We start from the raw sequence: 23,523 nt of genomic DNA on the forward strand, positions 1-23,523 counted from the left end.
ATAAATGTCTTTAATTAGTATGCACGGCGCGTGGCTCTCTTTCAGCGACTCACCGCTTCTCGATAATGCAGAGCTGCATATCGAAGATAACGAGCGCGTCTGTCTGGTGGGCCGTAACGGCGCAGGTAAATCGACGCTGATGAAAATCCTCAACCGTGAGCAGGGGCTGGATGACGGCCGTATTGTTTACGAGCAGGATCTGATCGTCTCTCGTCTGCAACAGGATCCGCCGCGTAACGTCACCGGCAGCGTGTACGATTTTGTGGCCGAAGGGATTTCAGAGCAGGCGGAATACCTCAAGCGTTACCACGAGATTTCGCATCTGGTGATGACGGACCCGAGCGACAAGAATCTCAACGAGCTGGCAAAAGTGCAGGAGATGCTCGATCACCACGGCCTGTGGCAGCTGGAAAACCGCATTAACGAAGTGCTGGCCCAGCTTGGCCTGGAAGCGGATATGGAGCTGTCGGCGCTCTCCGGCGGCTGGCTGCGTAAAGCGGCGCTGGGTCGTGCCCTGGTGAGCGGGCCCAGGGTGCTGCTGCTGGACGAACCGACGAACCACCTGGATATCGAAGCGATTGACTGGCTGGAAGGGTTCCTGAAAACCTTTAACGGTACCATTATCTTCATCTCCCACGACCGTTCGTTCATCCGCAACATGGCCACGCGCATTGTCGATCTTGATCGCGGCAAGCTGGTGACCTATCCGGGCGATTACGATACCTATCTGCTGGAGAAAGAAGAAAACCTGCGCGTGGAAGAGCTGCAAAACGCCGAGTTCGACCGCAAGCTGGCCCAGGAAGAGGTATGGATCCGTCAGGGCATTAAAGCGCGTCGTACCCGTAACGAAGGCCGCGTTCGCGCCCTGAAGGCGATGCGCCGCGAACGTAGCGAACGCCGCGAAGTCATGGGTAGCGCCAAAATGCAGGTGGAAGAGGCGTCCCGCTCGGGCAAGATTGTCTTCGAAATGGAGAACGTGAATTATTCGGTTGACGGCAAAGTGCTGGTGAGCGATTTCTCCGCTCAGGTTCAGCGCGGCGACAAAATTGCGCTGATCGGCCCGAACGGGTGCGGTAAAACCACACTGCTGAAACTGATGCTCGGTCAGCTCCAGGCCGACAGCGGTCGTATCCACTGCGGTACCAAACTGGAAGTGGCGTACTTCGACCAGCACCGCGCCGAGCTGGATCCAGACCGTACGGTGATGGATAACCTCGCCGAGGGTAAACAGGAGGTCATGGTTAATGGCAAGCCGCGTCACGTGCTGGGCTACCTTCAGGACTTCCTGTTCCACCCGAAACGCGCTATGACGCCGGTGCGCGCGCTGTCCGGGGGAGAACGTAACCGTCTTTTGCTGGCGCGTCTGTTCCTGAAACCCAGTAACTTATTGATTCTCGATGAACCGACTAACGATCTGGATGTCGAAACGCTGGAACTGCTGGAAGAGTTGATTGATGGTTATCAGGGAACCGTAATGCTGGTCAGCCACGATCGTCAGTTTGTCGATAACACCGTGACCGAGTGCTGGATCTTCGAAGGCAAAGGGCGCATCGGGCAATATGTGGGCGGCTATCATGACGCGCGTGGACAGCAATCGCAGTCGCTGGCGCAAAAACAGGCGAAGACCAAAAATGTCGCTGAACCTGTTGTTGCAAAGGCAGAAACTGTCAAAAAGTCTCCTGCTAAAATGAGTTATAACTTGCAGCGCGAGCTGGAAGGGCTGCCGCAGCGTCTGGAAGAGCTGGAAGCTGCACTGGAAGCACTGCAAATCCAGGTCGCTGATGCGTCATTCTTTACGCAGCCTCACGACTATACTCAGAAAGTATTGGCTGAACTCTCCCAGGCTGAACAGGCGCTGGAAGAGGCATTTGAGCGCTGGGAGTACCTTGAGTCTCTGAAAAACGGCGCATAAACAGGGATAATCTATGTGTGACCAGCACCATGCCGATCGGCATATATTATGCTCGCAATGCGATATGCTCGTGGCGTTGCCAGAGCTTGGTCACGGACATAAGGCTGCCTGCCCGCGCTGCGGCGCTACGCTGACGACCGAGTGGGACGCGCCAAGGCAGCGTCCTACGGCTTATGCGCTGGCAGCCTTATTCATGTTACTGCTCTCCAATCTCTTCCCTTTCATCTATATGAAAGTGGGCGGGATGACCAGCCAGGTGGATTTACTGGAAATACCAGGCGTGATGTTCTCGGAAGATTACGCCAGCCTTGGCACCTTCTTTCTTCTTTTCGTGCAGATCGTCCCGGCTTTTTGCCTGGTCGTCATTCTGCTGCTGGTCAACCGCGTCAGGATGCCCACTGTCCTTAAAATCAAACTCGCGCGGATCCTGTTCCAGTTGAAAAGCTGGGGGATGGCGGAAATTTTTCTCGCGGGTATCCTGGTCAGTTTCGTGAAGCTGATGGCCTACGGCGATGTGGGGATTGGCAGCAGCTTTATTCCGTGGTGTCTGTACTGCGTGCTACAACTGCGCGCGTTCCAGTGCGTGGACCGACGCTGGGCCTGGGACGATATTGCCCCGGCGCCTACGCTCTCGCAGACGGTAAAGGTGGGCGTACCGGGTATCCGTCAGGGGCTTCGCTCCTGCTCGTGCTGCACCGCCGTGCTGCCCGCGGATGTCGAGGTGTGCCCGCGCTGTGAAACAAAAGGTCACGTCCGGCGTAAAAATAGCCTGCAATGGACCATGGCGCTGCTGGTGACCTCTGTCATGCTCTATCTGCCCGCCAATATCTTACCGATCATGATCACCGATCTGCTCGGCGACAGAATGCCCTCGACCATACTGGCCGGGGTGATTTTGCTGTGGAGCGAGGGGTCATACCCTGTGGCAGGCGTCATATTCCTCGCCAGTATTATGGTTCCGACCTTAAAGATGATTGCCATTGCCTGGCTTTGCTGGGATGCAAAAGGGCACGGTAAGCGAGACAGCGAGCGTATGCATCTGATTTATGAGGTCGTGGAATTTGTTGGCCGCTGGTCGATGATTGACGTGTTCGTGATTGCAGTTCTCTCAGCGCTGGTGCGTATGGGGGGGCTGATGAGTATTTATCCCGCTATGGGGGCGCTGATGTTTGCGTTGGTCGTCATTATGACCATGTTTGCGGCCATGACCTTCGACCCTCGTTTATCGTGGGATCGTGAGCCCGATTCAAGCCATGAGGAAGAGTAAGAGCATGGAAAATAAGAGTGGAGAGGCTAAAGTGCAGAAGGTCAGAAACTGGTCGCCGGTGTGGATTTTCCCCATCGTGACCGCGCTGATCGGTGCATGGATCCTGTTTTATCATTACAGCCATCAGGGACCGGAAGTCACGCTAATTACCACCAATGCAGAGGGGATTGAGGGCGGAAAAACCACCATCAAGAGCCGCAGCGTGGATGTGGGTGTCGTGGAAAGCGCGACCCTGACGGATGATTTAACCCATGTTGAAATCAAGGCCCGCCTGAATGCCGGCATGGAAAAACTGCTCCATGAAGATTCTGTTTTTTGGGTAGTGAAACCGCAGGTCGGGAGAGAAGGGATCAGCGGCTTAGGGACGCTATTGTCCGGGGCTTATATTGAACTCCAGCCCGGCAACAAAGGCGCCCAGCCAGCAAACTATCAGCTGCTGGATTCACCGCCGCTTGCGCCACCGGATGCAAAAGGGATCCGCGTTATTCTGGACAGCAAAAAAGCGGGTCAGCTCTCGCCGGGCGATCCGGTGCTGTTCCGTGGGTATCGCGTCGGTTCGGTTGAAACAAGCACCTTCGATCCGCAAAAACGGACCATCAGCTATCAGCTATTTATCAATGCGCCTAATGACCGCCTGGTGACCAGCAACGTTCGCTTCTGGAAAGACAGCGGGATCGCGGTGGATCTCACCTCTGCGGGGATGCGCGTTGAGATGGGTTCACTCACCACGCTGTTTGGTGGGGGCGTCAGTTTTGACGTGCCGGAAGGCATGGAGCTCGGGCAACCGGTGGCGGAGAAAACCGCCTTCAGGCTGTTTGACGATCAAAAAAGCATTCAGGATGCGCTCTATACCGATCACATCGACTACCTGATGTTCTTTAAGGATTCCGTACGCGGCTTGCAGCCAGGGGCACCAGTTGAGTTCCGCGGTATCCGTCTGGGGACAGTGGGACAAGTGCCTTACTTTGTTCCGGGACTGAAGCAGATGCTTGATGATGATTATCGTATTCCGGTGCTGATCCGCATTGAGCCTGAGCGTTTGATTAACCAGATAGGCGAGGACCAGGATATTGGGGAGCATATCAGCGACCTTCTGAATCGCGGGCTGCGTGGCTCGCTGAAAACCGGCAACCTGGTCACAGGGGCGTTGTATGTCGATATGGACTTCTATCCAAAAGCGCCACCAATGACGGGGATCCGTGAATTTGGCGGCTACAAAATCATTCCTACGGTCAGCAGTGGCCTGGCGCAGATCCAACAGCGCCTGATGGAAACGCTGGATAAGATCAACAATCTGCCGCTGAATCCAATGCTTGAGGCTGCGACGGGATCACTGCATCAGAGCCAGGCGACGATGCAACGTCTGCAAACCACGCTGGATAATATCAACAAGATCACCGCTAACCAGTCCATGCAGCAGCTGCCGCAGGATATGCAGAAAACGTTGCGCGAACTGAATCGCAGTATGCAGGGCTTCCAGCCGGGCTCAGCGGCCTACAACAAGATGGTGGCGGATATGCAACGTCTTGATCAGGTTTTACGCGAGCTACAGCCCGTTCTGAAAACGCTCAATGAAAAGAGCAACGCGCTAGTGTTTGAAGCGAAAGACAAAAAGGATCCTGAGCCTAAGAGGGCGAAACAATGAAAAAATGGCTAATCATCGCAGGCGCACTGGTATTAACGGCCTGTAGCTCTGGAAGCGATAACAAAAGCTACTACCAGCTGCCGTTAAGCGCCCAGTCCGGTGCGCAGAGCAGCGCCTCGCAGGGCAGCCGTCTGCTGTGGGTTGAACAGGTTGCCGTGCCAGATTATCTGGCGGGCAACGGGGTGGTCTACCAGACCAGCGATGTGCAGTACGTTATCGCCAACAATAACCTGTGGGCCAGCCCGCTGGATCAGCAGCTTCGCAATACGCTGGTGGCGAATCTGAGCAGCCAGCTCCCTGGTTGGGTCGTCGCCTCGCAGCCTCTGGGAAGCGACCAGGACACCCTGAATGTTAACGTGACGGGTTTCCATGGCCGCTATGATGGTGCCGTTGTTATCAGCGGGGAGTGGCTGCTGAATCATCAGGGCCAGCTGATTAAGCGTCCTTTCCATCTGGAACTGAAGCAGCAGAAAGATGGCTATGACGAAATGGTGAAAGTGCTCGCGCAGGGGTGGGCACAGGAGTCGGCTGCTATCGCAAGAGAGATTTCCCGGCTGCCATAAGTAAAATTCATCGACGAAAGCCGCACTCAGCTTCCTGCTGATTGCGGCTTTTTTTTCGTTTTGCGTTCAGGTTGTTACTTGTCCCGCGTCACATTTTTTGTACAAACGATCTTCCATGTAGCTCACAAATATGACACCCGTATGAATTTTGAACGTTGACGCTGACGCCGATTCGGGGTATTCGTTAACTGTGCTTGCACATATTGCAACCACTGTTTTCTTTCCACCAGACAAAAGAATGAGGGAAACGAGGCATGAAGAGACAGAAACGAGATCGCCTGGAAAGGGCTCATCAACGTGGTTATCAGGCTGGCATCGCCGGACGTTCAAAAGAAATGTGTCCCTATCAGGCCCTGAATCAAAGGTCCCAATGGCTAGGGGGCTGGCGAGAAGCCATCGGAGACAGGGCAGTACTTGCTTGATACCGTCTCTTTAAAAAGAAACCTCCGCAATGCGGAGGTTTCGCCTTTCTGGATGGGGCTAAAAGCCGTTATCAGAAAGCGGAGGTATCCTGGAACAGACCCACTTTCAGGTCGTTCGCGGTATAAATAAGACGACCATCTACCAGTACTTCACCGTCCGCCAGGCCCATAATCAGGCGGCGGTTAACGATGCGTTTGAAATGGATACGGTAGGTGACTTTCTTCGCGGTAGGCAGAACCTGACCGGTGAATTTCACTTCGCCTACGCCCAGCGCACGGCCTTTGCCTTCACCGCCAAGCCAGCCCAGATAGAAGCCAACCAGCTGCCACATGGCATCGAGGCCCAGGCAGCCAGGCATTACCGGATCGCCAATAAAGTGGCAACCGAAGAACCACAGGTCCGGGTTGATATCGAGTTCTGCTTCTACGTAACCCTTATCAAAGTTGCCGCCGGTTTCGGTCATTTTCACGACACGGTCCATCATCAGCATATTTGGGGCCGGTAACTGCGGGCCTTTCGCGCCAAACAGTTCACCGCGACCAGAGGCAAGAAGGTCTTCTTTAGTATAGGATTCGCGTTTATCTACCATGTTCTCAGTAAGCCTTATTTTAGTGAAGGACGCAGGATAGCTAACACGTGTACGCTGAACAAGTCCGATCAGTTTGCACTAAACCAACTTAACCAGCGTAACGGCCACGGATAACGATGACGAGCATCCTGCTGTGTCGCCTGAGCTATACGTTCCTGAATGGTCTGCATCAGGGTTGTCTGGCCTTCGCCGTCCCAGACCAGGTTTGTCAGTAAGGGTAGTGCATCCTCAACCCCTTCGATGGCCCAGACGGAGAATTGTTCCTGCTCGACCGCATCCAGAATCGCCTGGCTCAGGCTCAAATGGCGAGCGTTAGGCGCCGGAATAATCACGCCCTGTTTGCCGTTTAAACCGCGCTGCTGGCAGATAGCGAAGAAGCCTTCGATTTTCTCATTCAGTCCACCCACCGGCTGGGCACGACCAAACTGATCCACGGAACCGGTAATCGCAATATTCTGATTAATCGGTACGTCTGCAAGCGCGCTGATCACGGCGCACAGTTCCGCCATCGAGGCGCTATCGCCGTCGACTTCACTGTAGGACTGCTCAAAGGTCAACGAGGCAGAGAAGGGGATCTGCTGCTCCAGCTGAAGTTCAGACATCAGGAATGCCTGCATGATCATCATGCCTTTGGCATGAATGTTTCCGCCCAGTTCGGCCTTGCGTTCGATATCGGTAAATTCGCCGTCACCAATGTGCACGACACAGCTGATGCGGGAAGGCTCGCCAAAGGCGCGCGGGTGTCCGGGGAACTCGATGACGGACAAGGCGTTGATTTGCCCGATACGTTCGCCTTCGGTCTCCACCAGAATCTGTTCCAGCAGAATTTCATCCTGCATACGGTCAGCAAGATAACCTTCACGCCATTCACGCTGGGCCAGCATCTGACTAAGCTGCTCGCCGGTAAACGGACCGTTGCCGCTGATAACGCCCACTTCACGCAGCTGTTTACCGATCCAGAGCGGGCAGAGCGGCAGGGTTTCCTGATCGCCAGTGTAGCGTACGGCCTCGCGGATTAAGCCCGGCCACGCATCCTCGGCAGGCGAGGGCAGCGCGAAACGTTCCGCCACGGCCATAACCCACTGACACCACTGCGCCATGTCATCGGCATCGGCGATCTGAATATTGTCTTCAAATTCGCTATAGACAGCCTGCTCCGCGAGTTCTGGCTCCATTTCCTGGAAATCAGCCAGAGATTCACGGTCACCCGTCAGCACGACGGTCAGCGACAGCGGCATAGACGGAATGGAAACAGGCAGCGGACGTGAATCGTCGTAGCCTATCCAGTCAAAACGTTGCTGCATCACCACCGTTTTCAGGCGCATCCACAGCAGAGGCTGTGCGAGCAGGGTGCGAAGAGAGATGAGCAACACACCACCGTTCGCGCGGTGTACCAGACCGGGTTGCAGTGACACATCGCCATTGAACTGACGAAGGCAGCCGAACAGCTGTTCTGCTTCCACCCAGTTGGCGGTGATCACTTCGCCTTTTGCAGCGAATTGTCCGTCTGCCTGCGTGGCAGGTTCGAAGGTCACGTCACGTCCGGCAATATGATACTGACCACCAAAAACGGCATTCGTTTTTGGATGCAACTGGCGCATGGCATCACCGAGAAGCGTCAGATACTCGGCTTCTTCCGGGGCTTTGAGCAGCATGAAAGGAGATGTAGCCCATGGGGATGACATCTGCTCCAGCGCGTAATGCAAACGCGGTTGTGTATCGCTAAGTATGAATTCGTGTTCTTTTGTGAGGTCTGGCTGTGCAAACAGCTCCTGATAGCTCTCGGTATCCGGAACCAGGTCACGCCATGCAAGTTTCGTAATGGTCAAAGTTGATGTTTTTTAGTCAGAAGTAAAACCGTGGAGTATACCGTAAGCGGCGCACTCTGCCCAATCAGGATTCGGGTTTTCGTCATGCGGATCGCCTGCGGCGTTTCACAGGATATGATTTCTTTTCAGCAGATTGCCAAAAAACTGATATTCTGAACAGAGTTACACGGTAACACTGAGATCGCAATGAAATATCAACAACTGGAAAACCTCGAAAGCGGCTGGAAATGGAAGTACCTGGTCAAAAAGCACCGTGAAGGGGAGCTGATCACCTGCTACATCGAAGCCAGCGCGGCACAAGAAGCTGTGGATATGTTGCTGACCCTCGAAAACGAACCGGTGCAGGTCAACGGCTGGATTGAGAAACACATTAATCCGGCCTTGTTAAACCGGATGAAGCAAACTATCCGAGCTCGTCGTAAACGGCATTTCAATGCCGAGCATCAGCACACCCGTAAGAAATCGATCGACCTGGAGTTTATGGTCTGGCAGCGTCTGGCCGGGCTTGCGCAGCGGCGCGGAAAAACCCTGTCGGAAACGGTGGTGCAGCTGATTGAAGATGCCGAGCACAAAGAGAAGTATGCCAGCCAGATGTCGACGCTGAAGAACGATCTACAGGCACTGTTAGGTAAAAAATAAGCTTTTTACTTTTCTTCAGATAATAAAAAACCCCGCATCGCGGGGTTTTTTTATAAGACGATAACTTATGCCGCAGGCTGAGTTACAACGTCTTTGATACCTTTAACTTCGATCTCTACGCGACGATCTGGTGCCAGGCAGTCGATCAGTGCAGCGCGTGGTTTCACGTTGTCACAGGTAGAACCGGTAACTGGGTTAGATTCGCCCATACCACGTGGGGAGATCTTGTTAGCTGGGATACCTTTAGATACCAGGTAATCAACTACAGACTGAGCACGTTTCTCAGACAGACCCTGGTTGTAAGCGTCAGAACCGATACGGTCGGTGAAGCCCAGAACCACTACAGAACCGTCTTTAGGATCCAGGTTGCTCAGCTGGGTGTACAGCTGATCCAGTGCCTGCTGACCTTCTGGTTTCAGGGTAGCTTTGTTGAAGTTGAACAGAACGTCAGACTTCAGAGTGAAGTGCTTGGTCTGTACTTCTGGAGCTGGAGCCGGAGCTGGAGCTACGACTGGCGCATCTTCCTGCTGACCGAAACGGTAAGAAACACCAACGCTCAGCATGCCGTTGTCTGGACGAACGCCAACGGTAGCACCGTCACCGATGTTGTTAACCCACTGGTATTCCAGACGGGTAGCGATGTCACGGGTCATTGCCCACTCAACGCCACCAGCGAATACTGGGGAAACACCAGTGTCGTGGTCGTCACCAGCGATGCTGTTGCTGGAGTCTGCACGCCATACCATGCCGCCCAGACGGGTGTACACGTCCAGATCGTCAGTTACTGGGTAACCCAGTTTAGCGGTCAGCTGTACGCCTTGAGCTTTGAAAGCGCCATTTACGTTGTCGCCTTTGTAAGGCATACGACCTAACCAGTCGTAACCCATTTCAAAGCCAACATACGGGTTAACCTGATAGCCACCGAACGCACCTGCACCCAGCTGGCTCTCGTGAGTAGGGCCATCGTTGTTCAGGCTGCTGTTGTACCAACCGGTGTCATGGAACTGAGACCAGCCCAGTTTACCACCTGCATACCAGGTATTATCTTTCGGAGCGGCCTGCGCTACGGTAGCGAAGCCAGCCAGTGCCACTGCAATCGCGATAGCTGTCTTTTTCATTTTTTGCGCCTCGTTATCATCCAAAATTTGCCATGAATATCTCCATCGGAGGAATCACGGTTAAATCCTTCACCGGGGGGCGTGGTCAAATATAAACCTACCGATATCTTCGGCTTAGGCCGAGCACCCCTGGCGATGTAAAGTCTACAACGTAGCTGAAAACTTACAAGTGTGAAGTCCGTCAGGCATATGAAAAAAAAAGTTCCGTATACCTAATATTTAACAATTTTTGAACGAATTTTGTGCAGTAAAATTAACGAGAACCGCGTCAGACAAGCCTTGCCGCAGTTTTGGCGCGTTGAACTTTTTTTGCATACTGCGGTCGAAAAAAATTCCAGGAAAACTCTTAAAATGACTCAATGGTAAACATTTGAGTGAATTTTTAGCCCGGGATGTTGTCCTCTGCGATAGGAATCTCCACGAACCGGCCGCATGATGAAACCCATCGCGTTACCTTCTTCAGCCGCTTCAGTCAGACGCAAATGTTCCTCATGCGACAGATCCTCAGGCAACCACCCAATCACGACGCTATAGTTCCCGGTACGTAATGCCCGGACCATCGACTCGACCGTATCGCAAGGGGAGAGTTGATTAATCTGCATCACCTTCGCTAACGGCAGGCCAGCCGACTGAACCCATTCACGACTTAATTTTTGCTGTGGCGTCAGCCAGAGCTGCCAGCGAGACTGTTGCCCGAGCTGCTGCAAAAGCGGCAGGAGTAAGAGTTGTGTTAACAGCGGCTGGTCTTCACGGTAAACCACTTCACTGATAAGCCCTGTCGATACACGCCCGATAGAATTCTGCGCAGCATTGCCTGCGGCAGAAGTGGAAGGTGTTAAGTGATTTGCATAGCCTGAAGTGTACATATTCATTCCAGCCCTGTAGTTACTGTATGGATATACAGTAACCCCTGTGTGCATAAAGATCAACCTCATTTTCGGAAAGCGACTCGCAAATTTCATCCATTCCTGGTGAACCTGAAAAAATCATCTTGCCCAACGGCAATAAGTTGCCTATTTTCCTGCTAACGGATCCGTTAGTAAGAAATATCGTGTTTACTGTATGATTTTTAATGGAATTATCATGAAAAAGATATCTTATGATCGGATTTATCAATCTCAGGAATACCTCTCTCCGCTGGGCGAAATTCATCATCGCGCCCTGTTTGGCGGTTATACCCTGGCCGTGGATGAAGCGGTGTTCGCGATGGTGTCTGACGGCGAGCTGTACCTTCGCGCCTGTGAGCAAAGTGCAAAATACTGTGTAAAAAACGCCTCCTCTTTTCTGACACTGATGAAACGAGGACGGCCAGTGCTACTTAATTACTACCGTGTGGATGAAGGTCTGTGGCAAAACAGGGAAAAGCTGCTTCAGCTCTCCTCGTTTGCGCTCGATGCCGCCAGGAAAGAGCGCTACCAGCGCCATCAGCGTAATCGGCTTAAGGATCTGCCGAACCTGACCTTTCAGATTGAGGTCCTGCTTATGGAGGCGGGCATTACCAATGAAGAGACGCTACGACAGTTGGGGGCGAAGACGAGCTGGCTGAAAATGCGCTCTAAGAATAAAGCGCTGAGTATCCGGGTATTGTTCGCGCTTGAAGGCGCCATCGAAGGGTTACATGAAGCGGCACTCCCGGCGGATATTCGCCGGGAGCTTATGGAGTGGTTTAATGCGCTGCCTGAGTCGCAGGGCCATCATTCCGCCAGGTAGCGATCTTCTGTCGCAGCCGACAAATTTCCGGCAGCAAAGCGATAAGCAGGCCAATTTGCTGTAGGACCAGCGGAGCTTTGTTGTCGGTGCCAGGATCAAGGTGAGCGATACGTTGCACCAGTTCATCCAGTGCCTGGTGAACCCGTGGCTCATCCGCAGGTTGATGATGAAGCGCATCATCAACGTAGCAAACGGCGTCGTCCAGCAGCGCCAGGATGCCCGGATTTGTCAGTTTCTCACGGTGGGCGCCAAGGGTAGAGATATAGCTGGTGAACGTGTGGTTTAGACACAGCAGGCGGAAGGCTGTCTCCCGGATTTCTGCCGTGGCGCGCGGCTCAGTCGACATATTCGAGACAACGGAAGCCAGCTCTGCGTCCGTGTTATGCGCATCGCGACGGGCAATCCGATAGGCCAGACGGTTATCGCGACCCTGATGGTATTGCTCAAGAATAGCATCCAGATAGCGGCAGTTGGCGTTCATTGCTCTGTCGGACACGCGCGGTAAGTTACGAAAACGCCAGTCCGGCCAGATAAAGCTCACCGCCGCCCAGGCAATGGCGCAGCCGATTAGCGTGTCGATCACGCGGGGGAGGGCCACTTCAAAGCCTTCACCCAGCAGATTGAAGCAGAGCAGCACCAGCAGCGTGATGAACATCGTGGCGTGGGCGTACTGCACATTGCGGAAGGCGAAAAACAGTACACCGGTAATCACAATCAGGATCAGTTGCCCTTCTACGGATGGCACAAAGTAGAGCACCGGCAGCCCGATGGCGACCCCGACTAATGTCCCGACAATACGCAGCGCGAGCCGATGGCGGGTAGCGTTATAGTTCGGCTGGCAGACAAACAGGCTGGTCAGCAGGATCCAGTAACCGTGGTGCAATCCTGTTATCTGGATAAACGCGTAGCCGACGCACAGAACCAGCGACATCCTTACCGCATGGCGAAAGAGGGCGGATTCCGGCGTAAAATGACGGCTCAGGCGCAGCCACATATCGCTGAAACCGTTGAGACTGTCGTCGGCAAGCTGGTTGTCGGCGTCATTGCCCGGCATTGCCATCGCCTGTTCAGACTCAATGGTGGCGAGCTGAGCATCGATGGCTCTCAGGTTGTTGAGCAAGAATCCCAGGGCTTTGAACTGTTCCGGCGATGTCCCACTGGCCTGAACGCGATCGAGGGCCGCATCCAGATGACTGAATGCGCGTTCAAAGCGAGGATCGTGCTGATAGGGCGTGCGCAGCAGTATTGAGCGCGCAAGTTGCTGGCAGGCCTGAGACTGCATTGACAGCAGGCGCTGGAAACGGAACATCACGTCGCTGTAGCGGAATTTCTCGCGCAGGTCAGCGTACTGCACATGCGAGGAGCTGGCGCGCTCGTGAATATCCTGGGCGACAAAGTAGTAGTGCAGTGTGCGCCGGGTACCGCGCTGACCGCGATCGCCGCGCAGACGGGTGAGCAGAGACGCTTTGGTCTGATTTAGCGTGGCGACCAGCTGGCCATTTGCCAGCGCCAGATCGTACAGGGGCGCCTGGCTGTCCTCTTCAATATCCGGATCAAACAGCCGGGATTTCAGCTCCAGATAGTGGGCCAGCTGTTCGTAACTGCGGGCAATGTTGTCCTGTAAGGCACGAACCGGAAAAATAAGATGTCCGGTTAAGGTCAGCAGGTTATACCAGATAGCGCCCAACAGCAGCAGGACCGGCTGCTGATACCACTGATCGTAAAGAGAGACGCCCAGCATGGTGTAAATGGCAATCAGCAGGGCGCCAAACGCGATAGTGGCGTAGCGTTGCCCGAGGCCGCCGAGCAAAATGAAGCCGCTGGTGGACACCGTCAGCCCTAAGGCAAACAGCCAGGGCCAGGGGAAAAGCAGCTCAACGGAGGCGGAAGCAATAAAGAAGCAGACCAGCGTGATGACCAGATTACGCAAACGACCGGCCAGGCGGTCGTCGAGATCCGCCAGCGCACCGGCCACCACCCCAAGCGTGAGGGGGATGGTGAGCTTCACGTCATTTAGCCACCACGGCAGAGCGACGGTGCCGCAGAGGGCGATAAAGATCCTGACGTTATACAGCCAGTTACTGTTCCACGTATAGCGACGAAGCAGGGGGCTTAGCATGAGTGCGGCCAGTCCTTATTACTGAAAACGGCGACGGGCGTTGGCTTCACGCGCGGCTTGCGCGACTTCGACCGGGACAACACGGCGTCCTACCGGCCACAGGGCGATGGTAGCAATTTTGAAATTAGCGATGCCAACCGGAATGCCTATAATCGTGATGCACTGGGCGATACCAGCGAAGATATGCATCAGACACAACCACCAGCCAAAGAAGATCAGCCATAAAATATTCAGCAGCGTGCCGCCGGTATTCATCAGGGCATTTTTTCTTTCCGGCTCCAGCTCATCCACGTGTACGGCTTCATTTCCATAAGGAACGAGGGACAGTTTGGTGATTTCCCAGCAGGAGCGCGTCAGCGGAAGGGTGAAGATGAGCACGATGCTCACCAGAGTGGCAAAAAGCCAGGAAAGGGTGGTGGCAAAACCGCCAAGGACAAAATTCAACACATTCAGAACGGTACGCATAAACCCTCATTTCCTTCGATATGATTAACGCCCGGTGATTGTAACGTTTTTTTGGGCTGGAGCACCTTAAAACTGGCAGTTAAACTGTCTGACAAATTATGACCTCGTGGATCCGGCAGGATATGGAACTGAAAGCAACTTCAATGGGCAAACGCCTGGCGCAGCACCCTTACGACAAGGTTGTCCTTCTCAATGCGGGAGTGAAAGTCTCCGGGGAACGCCACGAATACCTTATTCCGTTTAATCAGCTACTGGCCATTCATTGTAAACGAGGGCTGGTATGGGGGGAGCTGGAGTTCGTCCTGCCGGCAGACAAAGTGGTGCGACTCCACGGGACCGAGTGGGCGGAAACCCAACGCTTCCACCATCATCTGAACACGCGCTGGCAGCAGTGGAGCCAGGAGATGAGCGTGATAGCCGCACAGGTGCTACAACAGGTGCTGGACGATATCGCGCTAAGCAATACGCAGCAGAAGTGGCTGACGCGCCAGCAAACCGCCGGGCTTCAGCAAAAAATCGCCCAGGCGCTGACGGCATTGCCTTTACCGGTGGCGCGGCTTGAGGAATTTGATAACTGCCGCGACGCGTGGCGGAAGTGCCAGGCCTGGCTGAGCGATATCGAGAAAAGCCGTCTGGCGCATAACCAGGCCTGGACTGAGGCGATGCTTACACAATATGCCGACTTCTTCAGTACAGTGGAGTCATCGCCCCTCAATCCTGCCCAGGCGCGCGCCGTGGTGAATGGCGAACAGTCTTTATTGGTGCTGGCAGGTGCCGGGAGCGGCAAAACGTCGGTGCTGGTGGCGCGCGCGGGTTGGCTTCTGACAACGGGCGAGGCGGTTGCAGACCAGATTTTGCTGCTGGCCTTTGGTCGCAAGGCTGCGCAGGAGATGGATGAGCGCATTCAGGCGCGTTTGCATACCCAGGATATCTCGGCGCGCACGTTCCACTCCCTCGCTTTACACATCATTCAACAGGGCAGCAAAAAAGTTCCTGTTGTCAGCAAGCTGGAGAACGACGCTCAGGCTCGCCAGGCGCTGTTTATCGAGGCATGGCGTCAGCAGTGCAGTGAAAAAAAGGCGCAGGCGAAAGGCTGGCGTCAGTGGCTTGAAGAGGAACTCAGCTGGGAGGTGCCGGAGGGCAGCTTCTGGCAGGATGAAAAGCTGGCGCGCCGGCTGGGCTCTCGTCTCGACCGGTGGGTAAGCCTGATGCGCATGCACGGCGGCTCTCAGGCGGAGATGATAGAAAGCGCACCGGAGTCGATCCGCGCTGTGTTTTCTAAACGGGTTAAGCTGATGGCGCCGATGCTGAAAGCGTGGAAAACCGTGCTGAAAGACGAAAACGCGGTCGATTTTTCGGGGCTGATCCATCAGGCCATTATCATTCTGGAGAAAGGGCGCTTCGTCAGCCCGTGGAAACACATCCTGGTGGATGAGTTTCAGGATATCTCGCCGCAGCGCGCTGCGCTGCTTTCGGCGCTGCGGGCGCAGAATAAACACACGTCGCTGTTTGCCGTGGGCGATGACTGGCAGGCTATCTACCGTTTCAGCGGGGCGCAACTATCCCTCACAACGGCCTTCCACCACTATTTTGGGGAAGGCGATCGCAGCGATCTGGACACCACCTACCGCTTCAACTCGCGGATTGGCGAAATAGCCAACCGTTTTATTCAGCAGAACCCGCACCAGCTGTCGAAACCGCTTAACAGCCTGACGTCGGGGGATAAAAAGGCCGTCACGCTGCTGGCGGACGATCAGCTGGAACCGCTGCTGGATAAACTGAGCGGCTATGCGAAACCGGATGAGCGTATTCTGGTGCTGGCGCGTTATCATCACCTCAAGCCGACGGCGCTGGAAAAAGCGGCGACGCGCTGGCCAAAACTTCAGCTCGATTTTATGACCATTCACGCCAGTAAAGGGCAGCAGGCCGACTACGTGATTGTGGTGGGGCTAAAAGAGGGGAGCGACGGTTTCCCTGCACCGGCGCGGGAATCCGTGATGGAAGAGGCGTTATTACCTGTTCCGGAAGATTTCCCGGATGCAGAGGAGCGGCGTTTACTGTACGTGGCGATAACCCGCGCGCGCCATCGCGTGTGGCTCTTGTTCAACAAAGAGGAGCCGTCGGTGTTTGTCGATATTTTGAAAAGTATTGACGTGCCGGTGGCGAGAAAGCCGTAACGCGCCGGGCAAATTCTGTAGGCCCGGTAAGCGCAGCGCCACCGGGCAAAAAACTACTTCAGTCTCTCCGCAAGATAACGCTGATAATCCGGGATCAAAATCTCCACCGGATCGTTAAACTGCGGCGATTCAATGATGAAATCTGCCGTTGAAAGATTGGTGGCTACCGGAATGTTCCACACCGTCGCCAGACGCAGCAGCGCTTTAACGTCCGGATCATGCGGAACCGCGTTCAGCGGATCCCAGAAGAAAATCAGAACGTCAATTTTACCTTCTGAAATCTGAGCACCTACCTGCTGGTCACCCCCCATCGGGCCGCTCAGCATGGCATTCACTTCCAGACCGGTTTCGCGGTGGATCAGGTTGCCGGTTGTTCCCGTGGCAGAAAGGGCATGATGCTGTAAAAGAGGCTGATGGCGACGAACCCAGTTAAGCAGCATTTGTTTACAGTGATCGTGCGCAACCAGAGCAATGTGCTTGCGCGCCGGAAGTGTGCGTGTTGTCAGTTCCATAATCTTATCCGTGAGGTTACCTCGTTACACGATGACGGGAACTGGCTGATGCTGCAAGAGAAAGGACGAAAAAATGTGGCTTACGACGAAGGTTGTTGCTTCGCCCATTGCAGAAAACGGGCGCGCGTGTCCGGATCGGCATTCTGGAACCAGAACTTGAGGCGTTGCTCAGTAAGGGTCTGCGACTGAGGGGGGAGTACATCCAGCTCCGATACGCCCGAAAGCAGGGTACTGTCATCCGCCATCATGGTGGCGAACTGGGGCAGCGAGGCGCGCCTGCTGGCCCTGTTGTAGGTCTCGGTGTCCGCTTCATAGTCTGTTCCCTTTGACCTTTTTGTCAGCGCCAGAATATCCAGTTTTACCGGGATGGGCATGGAGTCCCCGTCCACCAGTTCAATGCGCGGCGAGGCATCAAATGCCAGTGACTCCTTTTCTGTCTCAAGGCGCGGGAGACGAAAATTGACCTGGCTGATAAGGTGGGTATTAAAGCTGACCACCAGCGGAGGCGAAATGTACACCTGCTGTTCGTTGTCGGCGAGGCGAATGGTCTTTTCCACCCGAAAAACCACCTGGTGCGGGCCGTTATCCAGCTCGATACTGTCTGCACCCCGCAGCAGGGAGCTGGAGACTTTTTTCCCGTCCAGCACCAGCAGGTCAATGTCGGTTGAGAGTCTGAGAGTGGTTGCGAAAACACAAACCGGCATGATTAACGCAACCATAGCCCAGGCAATGCCGGTTTTCATAGCAGACTCCTGTAGACAAACTACCCGGTAAGAATGTATTAAAAGTTTTCGACAAACACGTTTACTAACATATAGACATATTCTGCCGTTTTGCCCTCATACTTCTGTATGGGATGCGTGGTTGAGATGTCCGCTTTGACGTACACTTTGAAAAAAGCCAGGAGGAAGAGCATGAAAGAGAACGACATTGTCGAGATTCTGACGTCCACGCGCACTATCGCGCTGGTCGGCGCGAGCGATAAACCGGATCGCCCAAGCTATCGGGTCATGAAATACCTTCTGGATCAGGGTTATCACGTGATCCCGGTCTCGCCGAAGGTGGCGGGGAAAACGCTGCTGGGCCAGCAGGGCTATGCGACGCTCGCGGACGTGCCGGAAAAGGTGGATATGGTGGACGTTTTTCGTAATTCAGAGGCGGCCTGGGGCGTGGCGCAGGAGGCAATTGCCATTGGCGCGAAAACGCTGTGGATGCAGCTGGGCGTGATTAATGAGCAGGCGGCCGTGCTGGCGCGCGATGCCGGGCTGAAGGTGGTGATGGATCGCTGTCCGGCAATCGATATTCCCCGTCTGGGGCTGGCAAAATAAAAAAAGCCCGTTTGACGGGCTTTTTTACACCTTTAGTTGCGCAGTCTTGGTGCCTGTAACTGTTTGCGGATGGTCTGAGCAAGCTCGTCCATAGTGGGTTGTTCCGGATGCTCATCCTGTAGTTCACCACTCAGCTGCGCTTCGGCAAGATAGGTATGGACAGGCTGACCATCGTCGCCCTCCATAACCACATGATACCAGGGCGCGGCGCGAAGCTCTGCGTCAACGGCCAGATCGTCTGCTGACGGTTCATCAAGGGAATACTCCGGGTCGATATCCACGACCACACCCAAATATCCAAGCAAGGTGTGGCGGACCTGCTGGCCGATACCGAATTTGCTGGCAATCATAGTCACCTCCCGGGAAACATTACATACACACTATGTGCGGGCAATATTTCTCTTTTCAAGTTACATGACGCGACAGGCAAACCCTTTCAGATACAGCCCTTCCGGGTAGGTAGCGATCACCGGGTGATCGGCGGCCTGACGGAACTGCTCTATAAATTGTACATCACGACCCGCATCTATTGCGGCATCGGCGATGATTTTTTGGAATAAATCTGTCGTCATCAGGCCAGAGCAGGAGAACGTCAGCAGCACGCCGCCCGGGTTCAGCAGCTGGATCGCCAGCATGTTGATGTCTTTATAGCCACGGCAGGCGCCCATCAGCTGGCTTTTGTTTTCAACAAACTTCGGCGGGTCCATCACGATTACGTCAAATTTCTCGCCCTGGTCGCGGTATTTACGCAGCAGTTTGAATACGTCGTCGCGCACAAACTCCGCTTTGCTCAGATCCAGCTTATTCAGCTCAACGTTCTGCTTCGCCACGTCCAGCGCTTCCTGTGAGGTGTCGACGCTCACCACCTGAGCACAGCCGCCCATCAGGGCAGAGACCGCAAAGCCGCCGGTATAAGAGAAGCAGTTCAGCACGCGTTTATCGGCAACGTACTGGCGCGTTGCCAGACGGCTGTCACGCTGGTCGAGGTAATAACCGGTCTTATGGCCGCCCTGGATATCCACCAGCAGCTTCATGCCATGTTCTTCGATAGGCAGCAGGGCAGGCGGCAGTTCGCCGGTGACCGGGCCTTGCGTCAGCTCCATGCCCTCTTTTTTACGTACCGCCACGTCGCTGCGGTCGTAAATGGCACATTCCGGGAACAGGGTTTGCAAGGCGCTAATCAGCGCGGCACGCTGGTATTCCGCCCCGGCGCTCAGCAGCTGCAACACCAGGAAATTGCCGAAGCGGTCAATGGTCACGCCCGGCAGCCCGTCGGACTCTCCGGCAATCAGACGATAGCTGTCCAGCCCGTCACGCTTTGCCAGCCACTCGCGCCACTGCTGCGCCTGTTGCAGACGACGGACAAAGAAGTCTATATCGATGGTTTCTTCTTTATCGAACGTCCAGACGCGCGCGCGGATCTGAGATGCTGGCGAGTATGCGCCGCGTGCTAACCATTTCCCCTGATGGTCAACAATATCGATGGTTTCACCGAGGCTGGCTTTACCTTCCATGCGAGCAACCGCGCCGGAAAAGACCCAGGGATGACGGCGCAGTAATGACTTCTCGCGCCCTTTGGCTAACACTAAACGTACACTCATAATTTGCTATTCTGTCGATTCCAATGAAATGGCCGCCATTTTCCCGACTTCAGTGAGGAAATGCAACGCGCCAGTCGGATAAGGAGAAGGATGATGTCAAATGTTTGCACCATTGCCTGGGTTCATGGCCTTGTACAGAGCGTCGGATTCCGCTACAGCACCCAGCGCGAAGCCCTTCAGCTCGGGCTGACAGGGTATGCGCGTAACATGGATGATGGCAGCGTGGAGGTTGTGGCCTGCGGTGAGGCGGATCGGGTTGAGAAGCTGGTGGCGTGGCTGAAAGCGGGCGGACCGCGCAGCGCGCGGGTTGATAAGGTGCTAACGGAACCGCATCAACCCGACCGGGAATACGCTGACTTCAGTATTCGCTATTAAATGCATTTTACCGGCTTTGGCAGGCCGGCGATTTTTGTCGCCTGTTTAGCCGGGCCTTTCGGAAACAGGCGATACAGATAACGGCTGTTGCCTTTCTCTTCGCCAAATTTATTCGCCATGGCTTTGACCAGCATGCGGATAGCCGGCGAGGTGTTGAATTCAAGGTAAAATTCTCGCACGAAGCGCACCACTTCCCAGTGTTCCGGGGAGAGAGTAATTCCTTCGTTTTCCGCAATTTTCTCCGCCAGCGCTTCGCTCCACTGGCTGCTCTCTTTCAGATAACCGTCGTTATCGGTTTCGATCTCTTTGCCTTCAAAACTCAACATATTCATTCACACGTTAGTCAAAAACCGCCTAAGTCTACCAAAAAAACAAAGCCCCGCATAAGCGGGGCCCTGTTCACAGCACGGTGAGTTAATCGCGGCTGGCGAAGCCCAGGATGCTCAGCAGGCTGACAAAAATGTTGTACAGCGACACATACAGGCTCACAGTGGCGCGGATATAGTTCGTCTCACCGCCGTGAATGATGTTGCTGGTTTCATACAGGATTGCGCCGGATGAAATCAGGATAAACACCGCGCTGATTGCCAGATGCAGCGCAGGCAATTGCAGGAAGATGTTCGCCAGCATACCGACCAGCACAATCACGATACCTGCCATCAGCATACCGCCAAGGAAGGACATGTCCTTACGGGTGGTCAGCACGTAGGCCGAGCAGCAGAAGAACACCAGCGCGGTACCGCCCAGCGCCATACCAATCACGTCGCCCATTCCGGCAGACAGATAGGCATTCAGGATTGGCCCCAGAATGTAGCCCAGGAAGCCGGTAAAGGCGAACGCGGAGAGAATACCCACCGGTTTATCCGCGGTTTTGTAGGTCAGGAACATCAGACCGTACATACCTACCAGCGTGAGGATCAGGCCCGGAGAAGGCAGCATCAGTACGGTGCTGGCCGTCGCGGTGATCGCCGAAAACGCCAGCGTCAGGCTGAGCATGAAATAGGTATTGCGCAGCACCTTATGGGTGCTGAGTAGCGATGTGCGGTCGCGTGAAGAAGTAGTTATACGATCCATGAGTCACTCTCTTATGACAGATGTAATTAGCGCAAAGAATAGGAAACGGCGCGGCAGAGGCAAAGTGGTTTTACCCATCTTTACTCAGCCCCTTAGGGATTATGCTGGTTTTTTATTCTGGCAAAGCCTTTGTACTCAGAATGAAGTGCGGTTTGTAGGGCGTATTCAGATCAACCTCTTATAGGTCACTGAAAAATATTGCGTTATTTCCCTAAGGCCGCTAAGAGTTATTTCCGGATCGTCATAAAAACAGACAATAAGGCGAAGGAAATGAAACCACAAACACGCACGCACTTTACACTCTCTTTGTTAACCGCAGGGATCCTGTGCGCCAGCACGGCAACCTGGGCGGCTAACGTGCCGGCAGGAACCCAGCTGGCAGATAAGCAGGAACTGGTCAGGAACAACGGCAGTGAACCCGCCTCGCTCGACCCGCATAAAGTCGAAAGCGATGTCGAATTCAATATTATCAGCGATTTATTCGACGGGCTGGTCAGCGTCTCTCCGGCAGGTGAAATCCAGCCGCGCCTGGCGGAGAAATGGGAAAATAAAGACAACACCGTCTGGACGTTCCATCTGCGTCCGGGCATTACCTGGAGCGATGGAACCCCCATCACCGCGGAAGATATTGTCTGGAGCTGGCAGCGGCTGGTCGACCCGAAAACCGCCTCTCCGTATGCCAGCTATCCCGGTAGTATGCGTATCGTCAACGGCACTGATATCGCAGAAGGCAAAAAAGCGCCCGAGTCGCTGGGGGTGAAAGCCATCAATGACACCACGCTGGAAGTTACGCTCACGCAACCTAACGCCGCTTTCCTGGCGATGCTGGCTCACCCGTCTCTGGTGCCAATTGATAAAGTCCTGGTAGGCCGTTTCGGTGATAAGTGGACCAAACCGGAGCACTTCGTCAGCAGCGGGGCCTATAAACTGTCACAGTGGGTGGTTAACGAACGCATTGTGGCGGTGCGTAACCCGAAATATTGGGATAACGAACATACCGTCATCAAGAAGGTGACCTATCTGCCCATTTCCTCTGAAGCTGCTGACGTCAACCGCTACAAAGCGGGCGAAATCGACATTGTCTACACGGTGCCGATCAACCAGTTTGCTCAGCTGAAGAAAACGCTGGGGAGCGAGCTGGACGTTTCACCGCAGCTTGCCACCTATTATTATCAGTTCAACACTACCCGGCCGCCGTTCAACGACGCCCGCGTGCGCAAGGCGCTGAACCTGGCGCTGGATAAAGACATCATCGCCGATAAAGTATTAGGGCAGGGTCAGCGCCCGGCATGGCTGATCAGCCAGCCGAATATTGGCGGCGTCAAGCTTCAGAACCCGGATTACGCCAGCTGGCCGATGGATAAACGCATTACCGAGGCGAAAAAGCTGCTGGCCGAAGCCGGATTTAACGACAGCCATCCGCTCAGCTTTAATCTTCTCTATAACACTTCGGAATCGCACCAGCGTATTGCCATTGCCGCCAGCTCAATGTGGAAGAAGAACCTCGGCGTGGAGGCGAAGCTGCAAAATCAGGAGTGGAAAACCATGCTTGATACCATGCACACCCATAACTTTGACGCGGTACGCTACGCCTGGATTGCCGATTACGACGATGCGGCAACCTTCCTGAACAACTTCCGTACCGGGGACAGCCAAAACACCACTCAGTACAGCAATCCGGACTACGATCGGGCACTGGTGAACGCGGCGAAATCGAAAACGGCGGAGGAGCGCGGTAAATTCTACCAGCAGGCAGAAGATCTGCTGGGACGCGATGTCCCGGCGATCCCGGTCTATCATTACGTGCGCACGCACCTGGTGAAACCGTGGGTAGGGGGCTTCACGCCAGACAAGCTCGGGTATTACTACACCAAAGATATGTACATCAAAAAGCACTAACGATCCGCGGTGGATATTATGCTGCCAAAACGGCCAATCTGTCGTCTATTCAACCGATTAAACGCATTTTGGCTATTTTTAAAGCGAACGAATGCGCGCACTCTTTACAGCGCGCGGTGAGGTGTTTATAGTTCGCTTCACTTAGGAAGCGTGGCCGAGCGGTTGAAGGCACCGGTCTTGAAAACCGGCGACCCGAAAGGGTTCTAGAGTTCGAATCTCTACGCTTCCGCCAAATTCGAAACCCCTGCGATAGCAATATCGCAGGGGTTTTTGTTTTT

General features: G+C 54.4%; 23 protein-coding genes and 1 tRNA gene. 12 read left to right on the top strand and 12 right to left on the bottom strand.

The genetic code is table 11. The features are described 5' to 3' along the window. Positions 1–4 precede the first annotated feature (4 nt). The 5 genes from ACWKXX_RS03575 to rmf all read left to right on the top strand — a co-directional run bounded on the left by ACWKXX_RS03575 (position 5) and on the right by rmf (position 5,809). Positions 5–1,912 (top strand): ABC transporter ATP-binding protein, encoded by a 1,908-nt coding sequence (locus tag ACWKXX_RS03575; protein ID WP_045349203.1) that lies wholly within the window; start codon positions 5–7, stop codon positions 1,910–1,912. Positions 1,913–1,925: 13 nt separating this feature from the next. Further along, the gene (gene pqiA, locus ACWKXX_RS03580) at positions 1,926–3,179 is read left to right on the top strand and encodes a membrane integrity-associated transporter subunit PqiA (protein ID WP_017693685.1); all 1,254 of its coding nucleotides are present in this window, start codon (positions 1,926–1,928) and stop codon (positions 3,177–3,179) included. 4 nt (positions 3,180–3,183) lie between these two features. Further along, positions 3,184–4,824 (top strand): intermembrane transport protein PqiB, encoded by a 1,641-nt coding sequence (gene pqiB / locus ACWKXX_RS03585; RefSeq protein WP_032647911.1) that lies wholly within the window; start codon positions 3,184–3,186, stop codon positions 4,822–4,824. After that, complete coding sequence (gene pqiC, locus ACWKXX_RS03590) at positions 4,821–5,387, top strand: membrane integrity-associated transporter subunit PqiC (RefSeq protein ID WP_023296271.1); 567 nt, start codon at positions 4,821–4,823, stop codon at positions 5,385–5,387. Before pqiB ends, pqiC begins: the two co-directional genes overlap by 4 nt. Positions 5,388–5,641: 254 nt before the next feature. Further along, positions 5,642–5,809 (top strand): ribosome modulation factor, encoded by a 168-nt coding sequence (gene rmf, locus ACWKXX_RS03595; protein ID WP_003858162.1) that lies wholly within the window; start codon positions 5,642–5,644, stop codon positions 5,807–5,809. Positions 5,810–5,880: 71 nt separating this feature from the next. Here rmf and fabA read toward each other — a convergent pair whose 3' ends face one another. Both fabA and ACWKXX_RS03605 read right to left on the bottom strand, forming a co-directional pair. Further along, positions 5,881–6,399: a bifunctional 3-hydroxydecanoyl-ACP dehydratase/trans-2-decenoyl-ACP isomerase gene (fabA, locus tag ACWKXX_RS03600; RefSeq protein WP_000227926.1), complete on the bottom strand. Its 519-nt coding sequence runs from the start codon at positions 6,397–6,399 to the stop codon at positions 5,881–5,883. A 68-nt stretch (positions 6,400–6,467) separates the two neighbouring features. Then, positions 6,468–8,228 carry a Lon protease family protein gene (locus tag ACWKXX_RS03605; protein WP_261666320.1) on the bottom strand — a complete coding sequence of 587 codons (1,761 nt, stop codon included), beginning with the start codon at positions 8,226–8,228 and terminating at the stop codon, positions 6,468–6,470. Positions 8,229–8,414: 186 nt separating this feature from the next. Here ACWKXX_RS03605 and matP point away from each other — a divergent pair, with 186 nt between their 5' ends. Then, positions 8,415–8,867, top strand: a complete 453-nt coding sequence (matP, locus tag ACWKXX_RS03610; RefSeq protein WP_006809347.1) for a macrodomain Ter protein MatP — start codon at positions 8,415–8,417, stop codon at positions 8,865–8,867. Positions 8,868–8,932: 65 nt separating this feature from the next. Here the strand turns inward: matP and ompA are convergent, their stop codons facing one another. Both ompA and sulA read right to left on the bottom strand, forming a co-directional pair. Next, on the bottom strand, positions 8,933–9,985 hold the full coding sequence (ompA, locus tag ACWKXX_RS03615; protein ID WP_017694761.1) for a porin OmpA: 1,053 nt from the start codon (positions 9,983–9,985) through the stop codon (positions 8,933–8,935). Positions 9,986–10,341: 356 nt separating this feature from the next. Continuing rightward, positions 10,342–10,851: an SOS-induced cell division inhibitor SulA gene (gene sulA / locus ACWKXX_RS03620; protein WP_261666481.1), complete on the bottom strand. Its 510-nt coding sequence runs from the start codon at positions 10,849–10,851 to the stop codon at positions 10,342–10,344. A 217-nt stretch (positions 10,852–11,068) separates the two neighbouring features. Between sulA and ACWKXX_RS03625 the strand changes: the two genes are divergently transcribed. Then, complete coding sequence (locus tag ACWKXX_RS03625; protein WP_017384804.1) at positions 11,069–11,695, top strand: TfoX/Sxy family DNA transformation protein; 627 nt, start codon at positions 11,069–11,071, stop codon at positions 11,693–11,695. On the opposite strand, the gene yccS is transcribed toward ACWKXX_RS03625, so the two are convergent. Together yccS and ACWKXX_RS03635 are read right to left on the bottom strand one after the other, a co-directional pair. After that, the gene (yccS, locus tag ACWKXX_RS03630; RefSeq protein ID WP_015570895.1) at positions 11,652–13,814 is read right to left on the bottom strand and encodes a YccS family putative transporter; all 2,163 of its coding nucleotides are present in this window, start codon (positions 13,812–13,814) and stop codon (positions 11,652–11,654) included. The two genes, ACWKXX_RS03625 and yccS, sit on opposite strands and share 44 nt — an antisense overlap. A gap of 18 nt (positions 13,815–13,832) precedes the next feature. Next, positions 13,833–14,279 carry a YccF domain-containing protein gene (locus tag ACWKXX_RS03635; protein ID WP_003858149.1) on the bottom strand — a complete coding sequence of 149 codons (447 nt, stop codon included), beginning with the start codon at positions 14,277–14,279 and terminating at the stop codon, positions 13,833–13,835. Positions 14,280–14,401: 122 nt separating this feature from the next. Between ACWKXX_RS03635 and helD the strand changes: the two genes are divergently transcribed. Further along, the gene (helD, locus tag ACWKXX_RS03640) at positions 14,402–16,456 is read left to right on the top strand and encodes a DNA helicase IV (RefSeq protein ID WP_017384802.1); all 2,055 of its coding nucleotides are present in this window, start codon (positions 14,402–14,404) and stop codon (positions 16,454–16,456) included. Between the two features lie 53 nt (positions 16,457–16,509). On the opposite strand, the gene mgsA is transcribed toward helD, so the two are convergent. Both mgsA and csgI read right to left on the bottom strand, forming a co-directional pair. Continuing rightward, entirely contained in the window at positions 16,510–16,968 is a 459-nt protein-coding gene (gene mgsA / locus ACWKXX_RS03645; RefSeq protein ID WP_003858146.1) for a methylglyoxal synthase, read from the bottom strand. Between the two features lie 80 nt (positions 16,969–17,048). Then, positions 17,049–17,711 (bottom strand): curli synthesis inhibitor, encoded by a 663-nt coding sequence (gene csgI, locus ACWKXX_RS03650; RefSeq protein WP_017384801.1) that lies wholly within the window; start codon positions 17,709–17,711, stop codon positions 17,049–17,051. Positions 17,712–17,882: 171 nt separating this feature from the next. On the opposite strand from csgI, the gene ACWKXX_RS03655 reads away from it, so the two are divergent. Further along, positions 17,883–18,296, top strand: coding sequence for a CoA-binding protein (locus tag ACWKXX_RS03655; RefSeq protein ID WP_006809337.1), 414 nt, complete (start codon positions 17,883–17,885; stop codon positions 18,294–18,296). A 32-nt stretch (positions 18,297–18,328) separates the two neighbouring features. On the opposite strand, the gene hspQ is transcribed toward ACWKXX_RS03655, so the two are convergent. Beyond that, positions 18,329–18,646, bottom strand: a complete 318-nt coding sequence (gene hspQ, locus ACWKXX_RS03660) for a heat shock protein HspQ (RefSeq protein WP_003858136.1) — start codon at positions 18,644–18,646, stop codon at positions 18,329–18,331. A gap of 60 nt (positions 18,647–18,706) precedes the next feature. Continuing rightward, positions 18,707–19,897: a 23S rRNA (cytosine(1962)-C(5))-methyltransferase RlmI gene (rlmI, locus tag ACWKXX_RS03665; protein WP_015570890.1), complete on the bottom strand. Its 1,191-nt coding sequence runs from the start codon at positions 19,895–19,897 to the stop codon at positions 18,707–18,709. 93 nt (positions 19,898–19,990) lie between these two features. Here rlmI and yccX point away from each other — a divergent pair, with 93 nt between their 5' ends. Then, complete coding sequence (yccX, locus tag ACWKXX_RS03670; protein WP_454540766.1) at positions 19,991–20,272, top strand: acylphosphatase; 282 nt, start codon at positions 19,991–19,993, stop codon at positions 20,270–20,272. Here yccX and tusE read toward each other — a convergent pair. Further along, positions 20,269–20,598, bottom strand: coding sequence for a sulfurtransferase TusE (tusE, locus tag ACWKXX_RS03675; RefSeq protein ID WP_003858129.1), 330 nt, complete (start codon positions 20,596–20,598; stop codon positions 20,269–20,271). The genes yccX and tusE overlap by 4 nt on opposite strands. 88 nt (positions 20,599–20,686) lie before the next feature. After that, positions 20,687–21,346 carry an FtsH protease modulator YccA gene (gene yccA / locus ACWKXX_RS03680; RefSeq protein ID WP_261666319.1) on the bottom strand — a complete coding sequence of 220 codons (660 nt, stop codon included), beginning with the start codon at positions 21,344–21,346 and terminating at the stop codon, positions 20,687–20,689. A gap of 270 nt (positions 21,347–21,616) precedes the next feature. Here yccA and ACWKXX_RS03685 point away from each other — a divergent pair, with 270 nt between their 5' ends. Together ACWKXX_RS03685 and ACWKXX_RS03690 are read left to right on the top strand one after the other, a co-directional pair. After that, on the top strand, positions 21,617–23,245 hold the full coding sequence (locus ACWKXX_RS03685; protein WP_017384786.1) for an ABC transporter substrate-binding protein: 1,629 nt from the start codon (positions 21,617–21,619) through the stop codon (positions 23,243–23,245). 144 nt (positions 23,246–23,389) lie between these two features. After that, a tRNA-Ser gene (locus tag ACWKXX_RS03690) sits at positions 23,390–23,477 on the top strand. Positions 23,478–23,523: the final 46 nt, after the last annotated feature.

It is taken from the genome of Enterobacter sp. UPMP2061 (genome assembly GCF_053709615.1).

Excerpts from the sequence above, each read along its gene's own strand:
- ACWKXX_RS03655 (WP_006809337.1), top strand. The coding sequence starts at position 17,883 with ATGAAAGAGAACGACATTGTCGAGATTCTGACGTCCACGCGCACTATC.
- ACWKXX_RS03685 (WP_017384786.1), top strand. The coding sequence starts at position 21,617 with ATGAAACCACAAACACGCACGCACTTTACACTCTCTTTGTTAACCGCA.
- csgI (WP_017384801.1), bottom strand. The coding sequence starts at position 17,711 with ATGAAAACCGGCATTGCCTGGGCTATGGTTGCGTTAATCATGCCGGTT.
- mgsA (WP_003858146.1), bottom strand. The coding sequence starts at position 16,968 with ATGGAACTGACAACACGCACACTTCCGGCGCGCAAGCACATTGCTCTG.
- pqiA (WP_017693685.1), top strand. The coding sequence starts at position 1,926 with ATGTGTGACCAGCACCATGCCGATCGGCATATATTATGCTCGCAATGC.
- rlmI (WP_015570890.1), bottom strand. The coding sequence starts at position 19,897 with ATGAGTGTACGTTTAGTGTTAGCCAAAGGGCGCGAGAAGTCATTACTG.
- yccA (WP_261666319.1), bottom strand. The coding sequence starts at position 21,346 with ATGGATCGTATAACTACTTCTTCACGCGACCGCACATCGCTACTCAGC.
- pqiB (WP_032647911.1), top strand. The coding sequence starts at position 3,184 with ATGGAAAATAAGAGTGGAGAGGCTAAAGTGCAGAAGGTCAGAAACTGG.
- ACWKXX_RS03625 (WP_017384804.1), top strand. The coding sequence starts at position 11,069 with ATGAAAAAGATATCTTATGATCGGATTTATCAATCTCAGGAATACCTC.
- hspQ (WP_003858136.1), bottom strand. The coding sequence starts at position 18,646 with ATGATTGCCAGCAAATTCGGTATCGGCCAGCAGGTCCGCCACACCTTG.
- ACWKXX_RS03575 (WP_045349203.1), top strand. The coding sequence starts at position 5 with ATGTCTTTAATTAGTATGCACGGCGCGTGGCTCTCTTTCAGCGACTCA.
- sulA (WP_261666481.1), bottom strand. The coding sequence starts at position 10,851 with ATGTACACTTCAGGCTATGCAAATCACTTAACACCTTCCACTTCTGCC.
- tusE (WP_003858129.1), bottom strand. The coding sequence starts at position 20,598 with ATGTTGAGTTTTGAAGGCAAAGAGATCGAAACCGATAACGACGGTTAT.
- yccS (WP_015570895.1), bottom strand. The coding sequence starts at position 13,814 with ATGCTAAGCCCCCTGCTTCGTCGCTATACGTGGAACAGTAACTGGCTG.
- rmf (WP_003858162.1), top strand. The coding sequence starts at position 5,642 with ATGAAGAGACAGAAACGAGATCGCCTGGAAAGGGCTCATCAACGTGGT.
- pqiC (WP_023296271.1), top strand. The coding sequence starts at position 4,821 with ATGAAAAAATGGCTAATCATCGCAGGCGCACTGGTATTAACGGCCTGT.
- fabA (WP_000227926.1), bottom strand. The coding sequence starts at position 6,399 with ATGGTAGATAAACGCGAATCCTATACTAAAGAAGACCTTCTTGCCTCT.
- ACWKXX_RS03635 (WP_003858149.1), bottom strand. The coding sequence starts at position 14,279 with ATGCGTACCGTTCTGAATGTGTTGAATTTTGTCCTTGGCGGTTTTGCC.
- matP (WP_006809347.1), top strand. The coding sequence starts at position 8,415 with ATGAAATATCAACAACTGGAAAACCTCGAAAGCGGCTGGAAATGGAAG.
- ompA (WP_017694761.1), bottom strand. The coding sequence starts at position 9,985 with ATGAAAAAGACAGCTATCGCGATTGCAGTGGCACTGGCTGGCTTCGCT.
- yccX (WP_454540766.1), top strand. The coding sequence starts at position 19,991 with ATGTCAAATGTTTGCACCATTGCCTGGGTTCATGGCCTTGTACAGAGC.
- helD (WP_017384802.1), top strand. The coding sequence starts at position 14,402 with ATGGAACTGAAAGCAACTTCAATGGGCAAACGCCTGGCGCAGCACCCT.